The sequence below is a fragment of the Acidovorax sp. GW821-FHT10E03 genome (assembly GCF_059415205.1).
On the sequence record NZ_JBWKMU010000001.1, the window covers coordinates 606323 to 622725 of the forward strand.

Consider the following 16403-nt stretch of genomic DNA (forward strand, 5'->3'; position numbering starts at 1 on the left):
GCATGAACCACAAAGCCAGCATCGCCGCGCCGTCCACTGTTGCCAACGCCCCCACGCCCGGCAACGCGCGCGAGCGGGACGGTCAGTGGCTGCTCATCGCCGGTGGCGTGCTGCTGGGCACCATCGGCGTGTTCGTGGAAGAGGCGGGCCAGCACCCGCTGGTCACCGTGTGGTTCCGCTGCGCGTTCGGCGCGCTGGCGCTGCTGGCCTGGTGCCTCGCCACGGGCCGGGGGCGCGAATTGCTGCTGAACGGCCGCGCGCGCTGGGTGGCCTGCGCCACGGGCGTGCTCATGGTGATGAACTGGGCGCTGTTCTTCGCGGCCATCCCGCGCACCTCCATCGCCGTGGCCACGGTGATCTTTCACATCCAGCCCATCTGGGTCATCGTGTTCGGCGCGCTGTTCCTGCGCGAAGCCGTCTCGCCCATGCAGTGGCTGGCCACCCTGGCCGCGCTGGGGGGCCTGGTGCTGACCACCGGCCTGCTGGACGGCACCACAGCGGCTGCTGCGGCCAGCAGCAGTGGCGGCTACATGGCCGGGGTACTGATGTGCCTGGGCGGCTCGCTGTGCTACGCCGGCGTCACGCTGCTTGCCAACACGCAAAAAACCATCAGCCCCTTTGCCATGGCGCTGTGGCAGTGCCTGGTGGGCGCGGTGGCGCTGGCCTGGGCCCCCTTCGTGCTGGGCTGGCCGCAGCAGGGTGCAGCCTGGGGCTGGCTGCTGGGCCTGGGGGTGCTGCACACCGGCCTGGCCTACGTGGTGCTGTTTGCCGGCATGGCGCGCCTGGTGCTGGGGCGCATCGCGGTGCTGCAGTTCGTGTACCCGCTCACGGCGGTGCTGGTGGACTGGGTGGTGTATGGCCGCACGCTCAGTCCCGTGCAACTGGCGGGCGTGGGGCTGATGGCGGCGGCGCTGTGGACGATTCGGCGGCCGGGCCGGGCTGCTGTTGCCCAATCGGGCTGATGGCCCGAAAGCTCAGCGCAGCCGCTCTGTCATCGGCACAAAAACCACCGACCGCTCGGCGCACTCCGCGTCACTGGGCGGCTGCCACAGGTCGCTGGCCAGCTCAAAGATGTGCGGGGGCACCACCATCGAGAACGTCTCTCCCTGCTCCGCATTGCGCCGCAACACGCGCTCGCGCCGCACCTCGCGCGGTGCGTCCAGCACGTACACCGTCATCGCGTCAGCCCACGGCCCCATGCGCGCATAAAAGGCGTCGCGCTGGTGCTGCTGGATCAGGCCCGCCTCCAGCACCACATCGTTGCCCGCGGCCAGCACGGCTTCTGCGGTTTTCCAGATCTGCTCCAGGCAGCGCAGGGTGCGGGGCACGTACCAGGCCATCACATCGGCGGTATCGGGCCGGTCCGGCGAAAACAGCGTGGCCATCCAGTCGTCCAGGTTCAGCGGCACGGCGCGGTGCTGCTGCACCAATTGGCGGACGAAGGTGGACTTGCCCGCGCCCACCGGCCCAATGACCAGGTGAATGCGGGGGACGGTGCCTGCAACGGCTGCGGGAGCGGCGTGTGTCGAAGCGGTGTGCATGATGAGAAAGGCTCCAGAAATGCAAAAAGCCCTCTCTGCAAGCAGGGAGAGCTTTCCATCGGGCGGACGAAAAAAAGCCCTCGACGGTGGTGGAGGGCTTTGCGGTTCGCTCCGATTCCAAAGATCAGATGCGAGGTTTGCAGTGTAGGTGGCTGGCGCTGGCTGCGTCAACCCACGGGCCGTGTGGGTGCGACGAATTCCAGCCTGCCGTCAGGGCGCTTTGGCTGCCGCGATGTGCCGCTGAAAGAACGCCAGCACCTGCGCATTGAAAACCTGGTGAAAGGCCACGCGGTCAAACCCCGCGCCATCGCGGCAGATGCCCGGCACTGCCTCGGCCAGCGCTGGCGAGCAGGGCGCCAGAAAGGCTAAGTGCCCCGCGTTGGCGGCCAGATGCCACTCGGGCGCGCTGGGCAGGCCCTGGCGCACGGTCGCCACGCTTTGCAGCGTGACGCCATCGCCGCCCAGTGCCGAGGCCCACAGCTGGACGGGGGTTTTGACTTGCCCCAGGCCTTTGGCATCGAACACGCTCAAGGGGTCGACGATGACTGCCGCCCGAATGCGCGGGTCCGGCGCGGGCGTGGTGGGGATCTCTTTGCGCCGGATCTCGCCGCACAAGGGCCGGGTGGATAGTGGCGAGCACAGGTCCTGCCGTGACGTCCAGTCCGGCACGGCGCCGATGGCCACCAGGCCCGTGTAGCCGCCGCGTGAAAAGCCGAAGAAACCGACCTTGCCCGCGTCCAGCTGCGCGCGCTGGGGCCACGCGCCCAGCATGTAGTCCGTCAGCCGCTTCATGTCCACGGGCCGCGTGGCAAAGGCCGACAGGTGACCCTGGCGGCTCAGGTCCTGAAAGTTGTCGCCCGGGTGATTGATAGCGGCCACCACATAGCCCGCCTCGGCCAGCGTGGCCGCCGTGTCGTGGTGCCCCAGGGCCGAACCGCCCGCGCCGTGCGACATGACGATCAACGGCAGGCCTTGGCTGGTGACGGGGCAGTCCCGCGTGCCTTGCAGCACCAGCGGCGACAGGTCGATGCGGCCCGGCGGCGCGCTGCAGGGCGACCACACGGCGCCGCGCAGCGCGGGCCCGTCCTTGTCTGCAGGCACCTCGATGAAGGCAAAGCCTGCAGCGTGGGCCAGGGTGGCGGCGCAGCACAGCGCTGCGGGCAAAAGGGAACGAAAGAGCCAGCGAAAACGGGTCATGGGGAGGTGGTGGGTCGGATGGGAATCAGCAGGTCGGTGCGCAGGTCCGCCTGCGCGGCGTTGCGGGGGGAGTTGAGGTAGTGCTCCAGCGTGGGGCGGTCGTCCGGCTCATAGCCGCTGGCGGGGAGCCAGCGTGTGTGGATGGCCGCCAGTGCCGCGTTGATGCGCGTGTAGGGGCCTGTCAGCGTGTGGCGTGCATACAGGCCTGCCGGGATTTCCAGCCGTTCCAGCCCGCCATCTGCCGCCGGGAGCGGCTCTGGCAGCACCACCGCCGCGTAGTAGCGAAAGCCGCCGCCCGTATCCTGCGGGTCTCCGCACGATGCGCCCAGCCGGTGGGCTGCGCGCTGCCCGCACTGCAGGTACAGCCGCCGCTGCGTGTGGGGAATGGTGGATGGTGGCCCCTGGTGGCGCAGCGCATGCAGGCGCTGCGCCGGGCGCTCGACGATCTGAACGGCCAGCGTTTGCTCGGCCTTTGCATGCGCGTTTGCGGCGCCTGGATCAAGGATGAGGCGGTGCATATCCCGCTGGAACGCCCGTGGCGACTGCCCGGTGAACTGGCTGAACGCGCGGGTGAAGGCCTGCGGGCTGTCGTACCCCACCTCCATCGCCACCTGGGTGATGCTCTGCCCGCCTTGTTCGAGCAGCTGCGTGGCCAAGGCCAGGCGCACGCGGCGCACCGTGGCGGCCACGGTTTCGCCCGCAATGCTGCTGTAGACGCGGTGGAAGTGAAAAGGGGAAAAATGGGCAATGGCGGCCAGGTCCTCCAGCCGATGCGCTGCCAGCGGGTGCGCCACGATGTGGGCGATCACGCGGGCCACGCGGTTGCGGTAGTGCTGATCGGCGCTCTGGTCCAGGCTCATGGCCGCAGAGTGTGCCGCAGCTTGCGCGCCGTACTTAGCCGATCTTGCTACTTTGTGGCCTGGTGCCGCGGCAGCGTTGCGCTACTTGGAGCGGCTAACAAAAATCAGCGAAGCGGTTCTGGCTAGGCGCTGCGTCGCAGGCAGTACGAGCAGTACGACAAGACGCGGCAACAACGCCAGAAGAGTTTTGTTAGCTGCTCTTATTGCCCAAACACCAGCGCCTGGTGCGCCCCCACGCCCGCCAGCACCCCTTCGGCCGACGCCAGCGTGGCGTTGTGCCGCATCAGCGTCAGGTCGCCAGCGGCATACACGCTGGGCACGGTGGTCATCTTGTTCGCATCGGTGCGGATGTACGGGCCCATGGGGCCCTCGTCCATTTCGCAGCCCAGTTGCTCGGCCAGCGGGCTGGCGGGGCTCGTCGTCGCAGCAACATACAAGGCGTCAATCGGCACCAGACGGCCAGCGGCGCCGTCATTGGCCGCCAGGCGCACGCCGGTCAATGCCCGATCAGGCCCCTCCAGCGCGGCAATGCGCGCAGGCTCCACCGCAATGCCCAGCGCCAGCAGCCGCTCGTGCTCGGCCGGTTCCAGCGTGGTTTCGCCGTTCAGGAAGAGGGTGGTCGGGCCCCAGTCGGCGATCAGCTGCGCGTGCATGCCCGACTGCGGCGAGTGGTACAGCACGCCCAGGCGCTGGCCCGCAAACTCGTAGCCGTGGCAATAGGGGCAGTGCAGCACGCTGGTGCCCCAGCGCTCGCGCAGGCCCACAATGTCGGGCAGGCCATCTTGCACGCCAAAGGCCAGCACCAGCTTGTGAGCCTCCATGTGCGTGCCATCGTCCAGCACCACGGCAAAGCCGCTCTCCGGCGACCCCGCGCTTTGCTGCGCCGTCGCAGACACGGCAGTGCCCTGGCGCAGCGCCACCGTGGGGTAGGCCAGCAGCTTGCTCCGCGCCTGCTCGATCATCGCCAGCGGCGGCTCGCCGTCTTGCCCGAAGAAGCCGTGCGACGCCGCCGCAAAGCGGTTGCGCGGCTGGCCTGCATCCACCACACACACCCGCCGCCGTGCACGCGCCAGCTGCATTGCGGCCGACAGGCCGGCAAAGCTGCCGCCTATCACGATCACCTCATACGCTTGGGTGGTTGTCATTGCTGCTGTCGCCATGAGAAATCTCCTTGTGACCGTGGCACCCGGCCACCATGCGTTCATGAAACTCGGCCGAGAGCTGCGCCAGCGTCACCTCGCCCAGGCGAGCCAGCAGCACCTCTTCGGCGGCCTGGTACGCGTCAGTCAGCGCGCGGTTCACCGCCTGCTCGACGATGCAGCCCGGGCTCTCGACCCTGTTGCCCACCGCCAGCAGCGTGGGCGCGCCCAGCGCTTCGTGGATGTCGCGCAGGGTCACTTCGGACAGCGGGCACGACAGCACCCACCCCCCGCCATGCCCCTTGGCCGACGAGACAAAACCCGCGTACCGCAGCCCCGCCATCAGGCGGCGGACCACGACGGGATTGGTCTGCATGGCCTGCGCCAGCGACTCGGACGTGGCGGGGCCATCCATCTCTGCCATGTGCAGCAGCGCGTGTAGGACGTTGGAAAGGCGGCTATCTCGTTTCATGCAACATTCAAAGTTGCGTGATGTTAGCATGGGACCTGAAGCAGCGCAGCGCAACGTATGAGTTACTACTGAATTGATAGCTGCTAGCGCTTGATGGATAAGCGTAACGTGCCAATTCGGCTTGATTCCTTCGCCACAGTCGCACACCCCCATCCGTTCGGGTTGAGCCTGTCGAAACCCTGCGCAGCCCGGCAAGCCCTCCGCTACTACCACCGCAAAACGCCGTACCCACCGCACACCACACCATGACCCATCCCACCACCGCCTCCCCCTTCACCGACCCCGCCGCCGTCGCCCGCTACGCCGAAGGCCCGCGCCGCAACGTGCCCGGCTACGACAGCCTGCTGCCCATGGTCCGCATCCTTCTGGCCGAGCGCGTGCCCGCCGACGGCCGCGTGCTGGTGGTGGGCGCAGGCGGCGGACTGGAGCTGGAGGACATGGCGCGCGCGCACCCCGGCTGGCGGTTCGATGGTGTGGACCCGAGCCAGCCCATGCTGGACCTGGCCGCGCAGCAGCTGCAGAGCGCAGGTGTGTCAAACGACCGCGTGGCGCTGCACCACGGCTATGTGCAGGGCGCACCGGCCTGGCCGTTCGATGGCGCGACGTGTTTGCTGACTTTGCACTTTGTGGCACGCGAGGATCGGGTGCCGATGGCCGTGGAAATCCGGCGGCGGTTAAAGCCCGGCGCGCCGCTAGTCGTGGCGCATCTGAGCGTGGCGGATGGTTCAGGCCCCGCTGGCGAGGGCGGGGCAGGGGAGCGCGACCTGTGGCTGTCGCGCTATGCCGCGTTTCAGGTGGCGTCCGGTGTGCCGCCGGAGCATGCGGCCAGGGCGCGAGACAAGATTGCTGCAGAGCTGGCGGTGCTGACGCCAGAGGAGGATGAGGCAATTCTGCGCGAGGCCGGGTTCAGCGATGTGCAGATGTTTTACATGGGGTTTGCGTTCAGGGGTTGGGTGGCGCGCGCGTGATCTGATCAAGTCGCCCCCTGGGGCATTCCGCAGCCCGGCCACGCGCTGCTAGGTAGCAAAAACAGGCTGCAGCGCTACCCCCGGGCTGCGGCCCCGGCAGGATGCAAAGCCTAGCCACGTGTGCGGGTTGCCTTCCCAACACCAGCCCAGCCGTGGGTGCTGGTTGCTCAACCACAGCGCGGGCACGCGCCGGTCCCCGCAGCGCGAGCCCAGCATCATGAAGCAGTGGTTGGGTTGCAGAAACTGTGGCCACTGCAGCAGCAGGCAAATGCCTTCCTCCACAGTGATCGGCGAGCGCTGCTGCGCCGCCAGACGCTTTTGCGCATCGCTGGGCACGGCATTCAAGGTGGCGTTGCCACGGTCCACGCCCAGCAACAGGTACGCCTCGCCCGCGGGCATCGCAATGTCGCGCGTGGGGCAAAAGTCCTCTGGCTGCCTGGGGTGCAGGCGCTCCATGGCCGCCTTGCCGTTGCGGCTGACCAGGGTTAGCAGTTGCCGGGCGGGCAGGGCGGGGGTGTTGATCACGATCACGGCGTCGGCCGTGCCGGCATCAATGTCTGCAGCGCCTAGCGTACCAACGCCCGCATCACCGGGGGCGTGCGGCAGGTGGTCAAGCAGCGGCGCCAGCGCTTGGCGAAAGTCCTCCACAGGCAGCCCCAGCGTGTGGTGAATGCCCAGCGCCACCAGACGGTCGATCTGTGCGGACAGCGCGGCGTTCATGGCTGCGCCTTTGCGCCGTACGCTGCGTGCAACCGCAAGGGCGCTGCAGCGGCGAAGGCCCCGTTCATGCGCCCCAGCTCTTGCTCCACCACCGCCGTACGCGCGACGGGCAATGCAAACAGCTGCACCGGCTGCGGCAGCCGAAAGCGCGTGTGGTCGTGGTGCAGCACCGTCACCAGCGTGCCCAGCGGCGCCTCGTCGTCCTCTCGCACCACGCAGCTCCAAAACCAGCGCTGCCGCTCGCTGTCGTCCGCCAGGCCCCACTCGCGCGAATCGGCCAGGCCACCCGGCAGGGGCGGGTACACGGCCAGCCCGGCCGCGCGCATTGCCCGCGCCAGCGGGCTGAACAAAAGCCGCAGGTACAGGCCATACGCTCGCTCGCCAGCCCGCGCAAAGGCGTGCTGCAGCCGGGCTTCGTGGGCGTTTTGGGTGGGCTGCCAGGCACAAGCCAGCCACGCGGCCGAGGTTTCGCCCAGCCGCTCAATGGAGCTGGTGTCAATGGAAGGCATGGTCAAGGTCCGCAATCTGACTCCTTTGTGTGTACGATGTACGCATATCATTCGCTGAACAGCGTACACTGTCAACAAATGAACAAGAAAACCGGCAGCCCATCCCCCGTATCGTTTCCCGGCCAGGCCGACCCGGAAACCACCCTCAATCTCTTGTGGGGCGCCACCCCCGCCCCCGAGAGCGCGCGGCGCGGCCCCAAACGCAGCCTGTCTGCCACGTTGATCGGAACTGCTGCGCTGGAACTGGCCGACGAAGGTGGCCTGGCCGCGCTCTCGATGCGGGCCCTGGGTGCCCGGTTGGACGTGGCGCCCATGGCGCTGTACCGCTACCTGCCTAACAAAGACGTCCTGCTGGAACTGGTCCTGGAGGCCGCCTACGCGCAACTGCCGGACGACCTGCCCAGCGGCGCAGATTGGCAGGCATGCCTGCGCTCGGTGGCGACCGATGCCTGGAACCTGTACCGCCGCCACCCCTGGATGCTGCAAGTGGCCTTGCAGCGACCGTCTCTGGGCCCCCACGCCATTCGCAAGTACGAGCGGGAACTGCGCGCCATTGAAAGCGCGGGCCTGTCAGACCTGGACATGGACCTCGTCATTGCCGTGGTGTCCGATTACGTGCGCGGCAGCGCCCGCAGCGCCACCGAAGCCACCACCGCCGAAGCGCAAACCGGTCAGTCAGACGCCCAGTGGTGGGCCGCCCATGCGGCCCATCTGGAGCGCTTGCTCCAGCCCGAGCTGTTCCCGCTGGCCGTGCGGGTGGGCGCTGCGGCAGGCGCAGCGTACGGCGGCCCTACGGACCCCGCGCGCAGCTTTGGGTTTGGGCTGGATCGATTGATTGATGGGATTGCTCTGCAGGTGGCAAAAGAGCAGGGTGGGGGTGCGGGAAGGCACGGATCGCGTTAGCGCACCCACGCCCCGCCCAGCGGGCTGCGTAAATACACCTTCAACGCACAGGCGCCAGCGCCCACCGGTCCTTAGCCGCCTTCACCAGAAAATCAATCACCGCCTTCACCCTGGCCGCGTTGCGCCGGCCCGGTGACGACACCGCGTACAGCGTGTGCACGGTGCCGGACGCAAAAGGCGCCAGCACCTCCACCAACCGGCCTTGCGCCACATCGGCCGCCGCAAGCGGGCTGGACAGCATCCCGACCCCCGCGCCACCCACCAGTGCGTGGTGCACCAGGGCCGAACTGCTGGCGGCCAGGCGCGAGCGCACGGTCACCTCCAGCGGCTTGCCTTGTGCGTTACCGCGTGGATTGAGAAATGCCCAGGTCACCGCCGGCCCCTGTGCGGTGTGCGTGACGGTGTGGTGCTGCTGCAGATCGCTGGGGTCGGCGGGCGTGCCGTGCAGGCGCAAATACTCCGGGGCCGCGTACAGGCGCCGCTCGAACCGGCCCAGCGCGCGCGCCACCACCAGGTCGCTGTGGCCCACGGTGGTGCGCAGCGCCACGTCGATGCCCTCCGTCACCAGGTCGGCCACGCGGTCATCGGCCAGCAGCTCCACCCGCAGCGCGGGGCAGCGCGCCTGCAGGTCGGCCAGGTGGGGCAGCACCAGCGCCTCGCAAATCTCCTGGCTGGAGGCCAGGCGCAAGGTGCCCGCCACCCGGCTGCGCTGGTCCGACAGCGATGCGCCGATGTCCTCCAACTGCGCCAGCAAGGCACGCGCTTCCTGCGCCAGCTCTGCGCCCTCGGGCGTGGCCGACAGGCCGTGCGTGGACCGGCGCAGCAAGCGCACGCCGTAGCCGGCCTCCAGCCGGTCCACACCGCGCGCGACCACCGACACCGCCACATCCATTTCGCGCGCCGCCGCAGAAAACGAGCGCAGGTCGAGCGACCGCACCAGCCACCGCAGGTCGGCCGGATCGGGGAGGAAGGAGCGAGGTTCTTTTTTCATCGTGCGCGCCTTTGCGTGCGGAGCAAAAGCCATTATCGCCACGGGCGGTTTCCGTGGCGGGGCGCAATTTCTACAGTGAAGGCTCCTTATCAACCAACGCATTCAACAGGAGCCCTCCATGCCCATCCTCAACGTCAAAGTGTCTGCCCAACGCACGCCCGAGCTGTCTGCCCGCATTGCAGAAACCCTGCTGGACCTGACCACCCGCGTGCTCGGCAAGCGGCGCGACCTGACCGCCGTGGTCATCACCTTTGTCGACCCGGCCGACTGGTACATCGCCGGCCGGTCGCTGGCCGACCTGAAACAGTCGAGCTTCTACTTCGACGTCAAGGTGGTGGACGAGACCAACACCAAGGCCGAAAAGGCGCGCTACATCGCCGAGGCGTTCGCAGCCTTCGAGGGCCTGCTGGGCGCGCTGCACCCCGAAAGCTACGTCTATGTGCAGGACGTTCGCGCCACCGCGTACGGCTTTGGCGGCCGCACGCAGGAATACCGCCACCAGCACCCCGAGCAATAAGCAAGCAAGCCATCCAACAACAACCTAGGAGCACCGACATGACGATGACGACAACCAACAATCACCTTGCCGACGTGATCGTGGCCCAGACGCTGGAGCGTGCGGGCCTGGTGGACTGGATGCCTGAAGGCGAAGGCAAATGGTCCCTGCCCATTCAGTTCTTGCCGGACGATGCTGGCTGGGTGGAGCTGATGCGCCTGTCGCCCGGCACGCGGCTGGGCCTGCACCGGCACACGGGCGAAGTACACGCCCTGACGCTGGTGGGTGAGCGCCGCCTGAACGATGGCCGCGTGGTGCGGCCGGGCGACTACATCCATGAGCCCTCCGGCAATGTGGACTGGTGGGAGGCGACCGGCACCGAGGAGTTGCTGGTGCATGTGGTGGTCAAGGGCAGCGTGGAATACCTGGGGCCGCATCACACGGTGCTGCAGCGGATCACCACGGCGGATCGGCGGGCGGATTACTACCGCTGGTGCGAGGCGGTGGGGATGGTGCCGCGTGATCTGCGTTAGGGCCTGCGGGAGCCCCGCCGGGCGGGGCACTCTATGAAGTGCAGGCAAGCACATGCCCCGCAGGATATTAGTAAAAAAGGCTCTAGCGCTTATAGATAATGCGTCAAGAGCTATCAAGTACAGAGCAAACCATTCAGCCCTTCCGTCGCGTTCTGATGGTGGACTGGAGCTGGAAGGCATGGCGCAGGCGCATCCCGGCTGGTGAGCCTTGCTCTGCGTGCCTTGCGCACCGGGGTGTAGAAGTGCTCGATCTAGTTGAACACATCGGACTTGGCTTCTTCCCATTTTTCGGTAGACCTTGCGGCTGAGCCGTTCGGTCTTCATGAATGAGAAGCAGCTCTCCATCGCGGCCGTTATTCGGCAGTCCCCGTGTCGGTTCATGTTGCAGGTTATGCCCTGTGAGCACATCAAGTCTTTGGATGTGTCCGGGAAACTGTGAAAGCCCAAGGCGATGGCTTCTGGACACGATTGCCGAGTCATCAATCTCACGTAGGGCCAAGCCACGATCTCCGATCAAGACCCTGGGCAGCTATCGAACGACCTACGCGTCAGGGCATACGCTGGCGAGCCGACTTCGAGTTTGATAGCACGCATGGCACCCAAGACCAGCGCCGAAAAAATCTCCAGGCCAGTCTGTTCATGGAACTAATACGCTGCTGAACCCAAACCGACCTGGATGCGATCTTAGTGCCGTGCATAAAGGTACCTTACCTCTTGCACCATGCGAGGTGTGTGGGTGCAATTTCCGGCGCTCTTTTTGCCAGTCACGAGCACGTCCGTTGCTTTACCACGAACCGATACATATAGGAATGAAACACGCCTTATATATCCGGGTTGTGAACGGAGTCTTCTACATCCCATTTCACTTAAGTTAACTCGAGCAAGATGGTGGGTAAGAAATATCGAACATAGATGAGCTTGGTTCAGGCGAAAGTAAACCCTATGCGCTCGTTGTCAAAATACCTTAGCGTATAGTCCGTTGATCACCCCATAATAGCCTCATCAAATTGACCCGGCGTAACTCTCAATTTCCTCGAAATTCCGCTCGAAAAATAAGCGCATTGCCTCTGCGCTTGTGTAAGCAGCATAGACTTGGTATGCATCATTTTTATCCTTTGATCCGAAATCACAAACACTCTTAAAGGCTATGGGGGTGGGGCGCGGTCGCGAAGCGCTATAGGCAGCTGCGTAAAGCCCGTAAATCTCCATTTCCAGACCAAACATACCACGATCCACATCCAGTAACTTGGTCAAAACATCTTCATCAGCGACTACAGCCGAACCTGATGCAACCGGGCCACAGCGGATATTAAGTTCGTTTTTGACGGGTGGCGCCGTAAATCCGGATTTAATACGCGCCATCGCAGTTCTATCGGAATTAAGTTGCTCGATGCGGTTGGCAATGTGCTCCGGAAGAGGGATGTCATGTGGAGATGCATTAAATTGAGGCCCTAGATCAGTAACTTTATGCTTCCCACTTTGCCAGTTCCAACTGGGGTTTGCTACAAGAACATCGCCTATATCAACTTTACCTTCAACCCCAGCGCATATACCTGTCATGCAGATAAATCGTGGGCGCAGAGTATAAATTGCTTTAGCAGCTAACAAAGCAGACGACACCAGTCCCATTCGCGGCGCTGACATTGCACAAACCGACACGACTCGGTGATTTAATGTAAATGAGCCACGTGTCATCCAAGTACTATCATCCAGCGGCTCTTCGCCGCTCCACGCCCAAGGCAATTTTTTCACGGCATCTAGTTCCGGTGTCCGCAAAGCCGTCACGATACAAATATCTATATCGTACTTCTGCGTTCGATTTGCCTGCGCAGAATCTCGGGTGTATTGAACCGCCCGACTAATACTTTGCTTCCAATCTTCGGAATTATCACTATATTGAATAATATTCCAGGATCGCTTGGAGAATTCGTCAATAGTTTCGTCGGGCAAGCCATTTATGGCTGTAAAGCCAATTATCCTAGTTGGTTTTTTGTATTGAGGTCTGGCATCGATTTCAATAAGCAAATTGACGGACGTTTCCGCTGAGGGGTCAGATATATTGTCTTTTGGAAATATTATATCCAAAAGAAGAATGTCGTAGTGATCGGTTTTCAGTTTTGATTTGACGTCATCGGCCGTGGTGGCGGTATCGATCTCCGCGTTTGTTACGTCACAATATTCATTCAAATGGCGCACCACCGCACGAATTTTTGCGTGCTCGTCATCAGCTATCAAAATTTTCAACGCAAATTCTCCCTATTGTTATAAATAACCCTAAGTTTTTCCATCCAATCATTGCTAAATGGCGTATATTGGACGACATCAAGTAAAAAATCGCCAAACTCCTCGCGCATCGAACCTCCGAGCTCTTGCAGACTGATAACTCGAGATTCATCCTCAAAAGATTGATATCCCGTAAGTACAACCGTAGGGATAGCAATATCCAATCTGTCTAGATTTCTCAATACATCTATTCCGCCAAAAGGTCGTGGAGTGCCCCCGCTTTCTGATTCATCTATATCAAAGGTTGGGAGGGACATGTCGAGAATCATTAAATCGGCATGACCACCCTCGCGGAAATAGTCCAGTGCAGCACGCACGCTCCTAGCACTTTCATACTCTGCCGACGGTAGTGAACGAAAGAAAACAATCAATTCATTAAGCTTCTGAGCCTCGTCCTCAACAATTAATATTTTCATTTCTTTTCCCCCTTTTCAGGAATGTAAACCGCCGCCAAGGGAATTTTTAAATTCAAGAAAAACATGGCATCCTTAATACCAAAATCTATTCCTCCTCCATGCTTCTTAAGAGCCAGTGCGGCGAGTTTTTTCAAACCCGACTTACCCTCAACCATCAGCTTCTCCGAGTAATTTTTATTATCAATATCATACCTTATGGTATTAATCGCATCACTGATGGAGGCTATGTCGCACTCTTGATCGATAAAATTGCTCGCCTTAATTGTTAATAGACCTTGTTCCGAAAATGCATCCACATCGACCTTGATTTCAACACCTCTATCAAAACCACAATGAGCACAGGCATTGTCAATCACAATCCAAAAAATATCAGACAGTTGGTACAACGCAGGAGCATGTACATCGATATTTCCGTTTGCATTCACAGTGACTCTGGGTTCAGCGCCCTTGCGAGCTGAAACGCACGCTTCAACAACGATATCCACAGCATCCTTCACGGAGTAAACGTGTGAATTCTCATCAATTGCACTTTTATTAAACCAAGTTACAACCTGATCTATCGCTTTGCTAGTTTCATTTTTTGCTTGAACGATGCTCGACTCTAATGCCAAATTTTCTTGCAAATCAAGAGAAGTTATTTCTTTAAGCAATTTTGCAAATAACGCACTCACCTCGCCACTAAATATAGACCCAACGCGCCTCTTAGCCGCTCCAAGAGAAGGCAACAATAGCTGCCAAAACAACTGAAAGCAGCTCGATACAAATGTTGGAAGATTTGAATCGGTAGAAACAAATCTACTTATAAGGTAGTAGGCCTTGCCGGATATCTGAACATCAAAAAGTGCTTCAGGGTAATTCTGCTTTCTTACGCGAAACATCTTTTCTTGAATTTCTTCAATCGCAGCATCAAAGTTCTTGCTGAACTCCTTCATCGCTTCTAGCGCAAGCAATTTTTTCCTAGCGTCCTCGTTGGCAAGTCGCTCAGACCAATAATCACTATATTGGTAGCTTCCATTGATTTTTTTTGTCAGGATATGGCTCTCGCTCAGCCCACCTCTAACTTGATTAGCAAATGCATTATGGCGAATGCGATGCCCCAAATATCGATCAAGACCGTGGTCTATATCATGCAGAAAGGCATCTTGCACGGATGCAAGCAATTCAAGAAGCAGGCTCGATCCCTCATTTTTAGGGACCTTGAAGACTTCACTATCTTCATCAGACTTTTCAATCGTTCTCAACACAGAGGTCAAATCAGCCAACGAGGGTTCCGTTGCAGTCTCGACGCTTTTGTAGCGATTCCAACGATCCACAAGATTTATAGATAATTTGTTTACCAGAGGGTCTTCGTCAACGTGAATTCGACTTCGATCAATGAGCGCAACCCCCTGGGCAATTCTTGACTTATGCAAAATGCCAAGAATTTCTGCATTGTATATTGATGCATTATCCTTGTCTGTATGAGCGAGCATCGAAAGTATATTCTTTCGCTCGTTATCCAGGTGTGCTGTTCCTTTTAGCGCGTGCAACATTTCCATGTTCTTCTGGATGCATAACACACTCATAAAGTAGTGATACTGCTTCAAAGACACTTGGCAGTCACTCATGCTCAATTGAGAAGGCACGCTTTTTTTACACTTGATCAGCAGATCTTCAATAGAATACTTTTTAAAAGCATCCAGCTCTGTTGAATCAATCGTTCGAGAAAATAGCTCTATGGCTATTGCGGTTTGCGTTAAATTGGCGCCTTTGGCAACAGCCTTCCACGGAAGTTTCTCATAAAAACTCCGGATCGGTAAGTTATCCAAGCGGACGTTAAAGTCCAAAGCCAGGCCTGCAATGGTTTTGGATACTTCGCCTGGATTTTGAAGGTAAATATTTACAATAGCTTTTGCAATCTCGAGCCATATAAATATAGGGGGCAATATCGCCTCAGACTCCAGGCTTTCACAAAACGCGAGGAAGCCCATCAGGCATTCCCGCTTTTGATTCCTTCTTAACTCCAGTAGTCGAACTATTGGTTCTAAGACGCCGGTTTTTGCCTGAGGTACTGCGAAGTGACGCGCTATGTCAATGTCAAGCTTTGTAAATGGAGCACCAAATTTTTCATGGCCGTCATCCACGTACAGCTGACACAGTTCTTCGAACAGGGCTTGGCTTTGAGGAAAGCAAGAAAAATTTAGGACCGCTTTGCGAAAATCATTATCTTGACCAGAGGAGGTGTGCCCTAGAAATTCACTTGCCAAGCAATTTCCGAAGAAGTCGCGAAGCGATTTCACTCGATAATCACCTCTAGGGCCTAGAGCGGCTCGACAGAATCCATATACCCTAAATAGGGCCAAACTTCTCCTTCCATGCTTCTGAAAACCCCTGGCAACCAACCGATATAGCTCTTTTGTTGACTTTGAACGAGTGACATCGATTCCAAGATCGTGCATATTGCCAATAGATAAATTACCTTGCTCGGAAAATATATCCTTGTTGCAGGCTAGTACCCTTTTTGCCTCAGCGCTTTGGGCCAAAGTGTCTGAAGAACTTAGAATCCTGTGCGTTGTGTATGCCAAATCGAATATAGTGTGATTTTCCTCCACTTGCAAAATCGCAGTTGCAGTAGATTCTTCAATAACATTATCCTTTAAGAGTCTGTACCGAATATATTTAGAAAAGCGTTTGTCCTTGAACTTGTCGGCACGCTTTTCAACTTGCTCTCGGTAACTGGCGAATGACAAGCGACTCTCATTTCTTATACTTACGAAATATATTATCAATCCAATGAGACCGCCTTTGCCCGCCCCTCGCATCGCTGCAGCAATTTTCTTCTGAGCCTCAACCCCATCTTTTAGTTGAGAGATGGATAACCTAAGTTCCACCAAGTGAACGGATGGCCCATAATGAGCCTCCAGTTCTTCGAGGACTTTTTCCGCGCCTGGCAAATCCCCTTCAAAAGCCTTCTTTTCAGCCAATGCACAGCCCGAGAAAAAAAATCTTAATTTCTCTTTGTGCGGGGACAGTCGCGCTTCTACCCATGACAAAGTTTTTGAAAAATCAGCCTCAGAGACTTCATAAAGATTGCTCAGGGATAAATAATCAGGCGCTACTGTTGGATCTACTCCTGGAGCTAGCGATGTGATCAGCTTTTCTGCCCATAGTACGTAGTCAGAGTATTGACTTGGAGGAATTTTCTTACCTGCCAAAATTAGAAGCTGCCTTATTTGACCTTTAAGGGTGTGCTTTGCAGTAGGTCCATTCTTTCTAAAATCGTGGCTTCGGCTCACTCCCAGCATGCCCCTAGTTAAATTTTGTAGATCAACAGATCGTTGCGTTTTCAAAACCATCTCCCTTGTAATCCGATTGCGCCCGAATACATATGACCTC

General features: G+C 59.7%; 16 protein-coding genes. 5 read left to right on the plus strand and 11 right to left on the minus strand.

Annotated elements, in window-relative coordinates; genetic code table 11:
* Positions 1 to 2: 2 nt before the first annotated feature.
* On the plus strand, positions 3 to 962 hold the full coding sequence (locus tag AC07OD_RS02855; protein ID WP_494595006.1) for a DMT family transporter: 960 nt from the start codon (positions 3 to 5) through the stop codon (positions 960 to 962).
* 12 nt (positions 963 to 974) lie between these two features.
* Here the strand turns inward: AC07OD_RS02855 and AC07OD_RS02860 are convergent, their stop codons facing one another.
* The 5 genes from AC07OD_RS02860 to AC07OD_RS02880 form a co-directional block, all read right to left on the minus strand.
* Entirely contained in the window at positions 975 to 1541 is a 567-nt protein-coding gene (locus AC07OD_RS02860; protein ID WP_492246258.1) for a P-loop nucleotide/nucleoside kinase family protein, read from the minus strand.
* Positions 1542 to 1751: 210 nt separating this feature from the next.
* Complete coding sequence (locus AC07OD_RS02865; RefSeq protein WP_494595008.1) at positions 1752 to 2738, minus strand: alpha/beta hydrolase family protein; 987 nt, start codon at positions 2736 to 2738, stop codon at positions 1752 to 1754.
* Positions 2735 to 3598: an AraC family transcriptional regulator gene (locus tag AC07OD_RS02870; protein ID WP_494595010.1), complete on the minus strand. Its 864-nt coding sequence runs from the start codon at positions 3596 to 3598 to the stop codon at positions 2735 to 2737. The genes AC07OD_RS02865 and AC07OD_RS02870 overlap by 4 nt, the downstream gene beginning before the upstream one ends.
* A gap of 200 nt (positions 3599 to 3798) precedes the next feature.
* Entirely contained in the window at positions 3799 to 4743 is a 945-nt protein-coding gene (locus AC07OD_RS02875) for an NAD(P)/FAD-dependent oxidoreductase (RefSeq protein ID WP_494595011.1), read from the minus strand.
* On the minus strand, positions 4721 to 5209 hold the full coding sequence (locus AC07OD_RS02880) for an Rrf2 family transcriptional regulator (RefSeq protein WP_494595013.1): 489 nt from the start codon (positions 5207 to 5209) through the stop codon (positions 4721 to 4723). Before AC07OD_RS02880 ends, AC07OD_RS02875 begins: the two co-directional genes overlap by 23 nt.
* Positions 5210 to 5454: 245 nt before the next feature.
* Here AC07OD_RS02880 and AC07OD_RS02885 point away from each other — a divergent pair, with 245 nt between their 5' ends.
* Positions 5455 to 6177 carry a class I SAM-dependent methyltransferase gene (locus AC07OD_RS02885; RefSeq protein WP_494595015.1) on the plus strand — a complete coding sequence of 241 codons (723 nt, stop codon included), beginning with the start codon at positions 5455 to 5457 and terminating at the stop codon, positions 6175 to 6177.
* A gap of 48 nt (positions 6178 to 6225) precedes the next feature.
* On the opposite strand, the gene AC07OD_RS02890 is transcribed toward AC07OD_RS02885, so the two are convergent.
* On the minus strand, positions 6226 to 6897 hold the full coding sequence (locus tag AC07OD_RS02890) for a DUF5701 family protein (protein ID WP_494595017.1): 672 nt from the start codon (positions 6895 to 6897) through the stop codon (positions 6226 to 6228).
* On the minus strand, positions 6894 to 7406 hold the full coding sequence (locus tag AC07OD_RS02895; protein WP_494595018.1) for a DUF6022 family protein: 513 nt from the start codon (positions 7404 to 7406) through the stop codon (positions 6894 to 6896). The genes AC07OD_RS02890 and AC07OD_RS02895 overlap by 4 nt, the downstream gene beginning before the upstream one ends.
* A gap of 78 nt (positions 7407 to 7484) precedes the next feature.
* On the opposite strand from AC07OD_RS02895, the gene AC07OD_RS02900 reads away from it, so the two are divergent.
* Entirely contained in the window at positions 7485 to 8309 is an 825-nt protein-coding gene (locus AC07OD_RS02900) for a TetR/AcrR family transcriptional regulator (RefSeq protein ID WP_494595020.1), read from the plus strand.
* 40 nt (positions 8310 to 8349) lie between these two features.
* Here AC07OD_RS02900 and AC07OD_RS02905 read toward each other — a convergent pair whose 3' ends face one another.
* Positions 8350 to 9300 (minus strand): LysR family transcriptional regulator, encoded by a 951-nt coding sequence (locus tag AC07OD_RS02905; RefSeq protein WP_494595022.1) that lies wholly within the window; start codon positions 9298 to 9300, stop codon positions 8350 to 8352.
* A 118-nt stretch (positions 9301 to 9418) separates the two neighbouring features.
* On the opposite strand from AC07OD_RS02905, the gene AC07OD_RS02910 reads away from it, so the two are divergent.
* Positions 9419 to 9817, plus strand: a complete 399-nt coding sequence (locus tag AC07OD_RS02910) for a tautomerase family protein (protein ID WP_296015187.1) — start codon at positions 9419 to 9421, stop codon at positions 9815 to 9817.
* A 38-nt stretch (positions 9818 to 9855) separates the two neighbouring features.
* Positions 9856 to 10329, plus strand: a complete 474-nt coding sequence (locus AC07OD_RS02915; protein WP_494595025.1) for a cupin domain-containing protein — start codon at positions 9856 to 9858, stop codon at positions 10327 to 10329.
* Between the two features lie 1002 nt (positions 10330 to 11331).
* Here AC07OD_RS02915 and AC07OD_RS02920 read toward each other — a convergent pair.
* The 3 genes from AC07OD_RS02920 to AC07OD_RS02930 are packed head-to-tail and all read right to left on the minus strand — an operon-like array spanning position 11332 to position 16357.
* Complete coding sequence (locus tag AC07OD_RS02920; RefSeq protein WP_494595027.1) at positions 11332 to 12573, minus strand: 5'-methylthioadenosine/S-adenosylhomocysteine nucleosidase family protein; 1242 nt, start codon at positions 12571 to 12573, stop codon at positions 11332 to 11334.
* Complete coding sequence (locus tag AC07OD_RS02925) at positions 12570 to 13028, minus strand: hypothetical protein (protein WP_494595029.1); 459 nt, start codon at positions 13026 to 13028, stop codon at positions 12570 to 12572. Before AC07OD_RS02925 ends, AC07OD_RS02920 begins: the two co-directional genes overlap by 4 nt.
* Entirely contained in the window at positions 13025 to 16357 is a 3333-nt protein-coding gene (locus AC07OD_RS02930) for a hypothetical protein (protein WP_494595031.1), read from the minus strand. The genes AC07OD_RS02925 and AC07OD_RS02930 overlap by 4 nt, the downstream gene beginning before the upstream one ends.
* Between the last annotated feature and the right edge of the window lie 46 nt (positions 16358 to 16403).

Bases quoted from the DNA above. Each gene is read 5' to 3' on its own strand.
- AC07OD_RS02855 (WP_494595006.1), top strand. From the start codon at position 3: ATGAACCACAAAGCCAGCATCGCCGCGCCGTCCACTGTTGCCAACGCC.
- AC07OD_RS02860 (WP_492246258.1), bottom strand. From the start codon at position 1,541: ATGCACACCGCTTCGACACACGCCGCTCCCGCAGCCGTTGCAGGCACC.
- AC07OD_RS02865 (WP_494595008.1), bottom strand. From the start codon at position 2,738: ATGACCCGTTTTCGCTGGCTCTTTCGTTCCCTTTTGCCCGCAGCGCTG.
- AC07OD_RS02870 (WP_494595010.1), bottom strand. From the start codon at position 3,598: ATGAGCCTGGACCAGAGCGCCGATCAGCACTACCGCAACCGCGTGGCC.
- AC07OD_RS02875 (WP_494595011.1), bottom strand. From the start codon at position 4,743: ATGACAACCACCCAAGCGTATGAGGTGATCGTGATAGGCGGCAGCTTT.
- AC07OD_RS02880 (WP_494595013.1), bottom strand. From the start codon at position 5,209: ATGAAACGAGATAGCCGCCTTTCCAACGTCCTACACGCGCTGCTGCAC.
- AC07OD_RS02885 (WP_494595015.1), top strand. From the start codon at position 5,455: ATGACCCATCCCACCACCGCCTCCCCCTTCACCGACCCCGCCGCCGTC.
- AC07OD_RS02890 (WP_494595017.1), bottom strand. From the start codon at position 6,897: ATGAACGCCGCGCTGTCCGCACAGATCGACCGTCTGGTGGCGCTGGGC.
- AC07OD_RS02895 (WP_494595018.1), bottom strand. From the start codon at position 7,406: ATGCCTTCCATTGACACCAGCTCCATTGAGCGGCTGGGCGAAACCTCG.
- AC07OD_RS02900 (WP_494595020.1), top strand. From the start codon at position 7,485: ATGAACAAGAAAACCGGCAGCCCATCCCCCGTATCGTTTCCCGGCCAG.
- AC07OD_RS02905 (WP_494595022.1), bottom strand. From the start codon at position 9,300: ATGAAAAAAGAACCTCGCTCCTTCCTCCCCGATCCGGCCGACCTGCGG.
- AC07OD_RS02910 (WP_296015187.1), top strand. From the start codon at position 9,419: ATGCCCATCCTCAACGTCAAAGTGTCTGCCCAACGCACGCCCGAGCTG.
- AC07OD_RS02915 (WP_494595025.1), top strand. From the start codon at position 9,856: ATGACGATGACGACAACCAACAATCACCTTGCCGACGTGATCGTGGCC.
- AC07OD_RS02925 (WP_494595029.1), bottom strand. From the start codon at position 13,028: ATGAAAATATTAATTGTTGAGGACGAGGCTCAGAAGCTTAATGAATTG.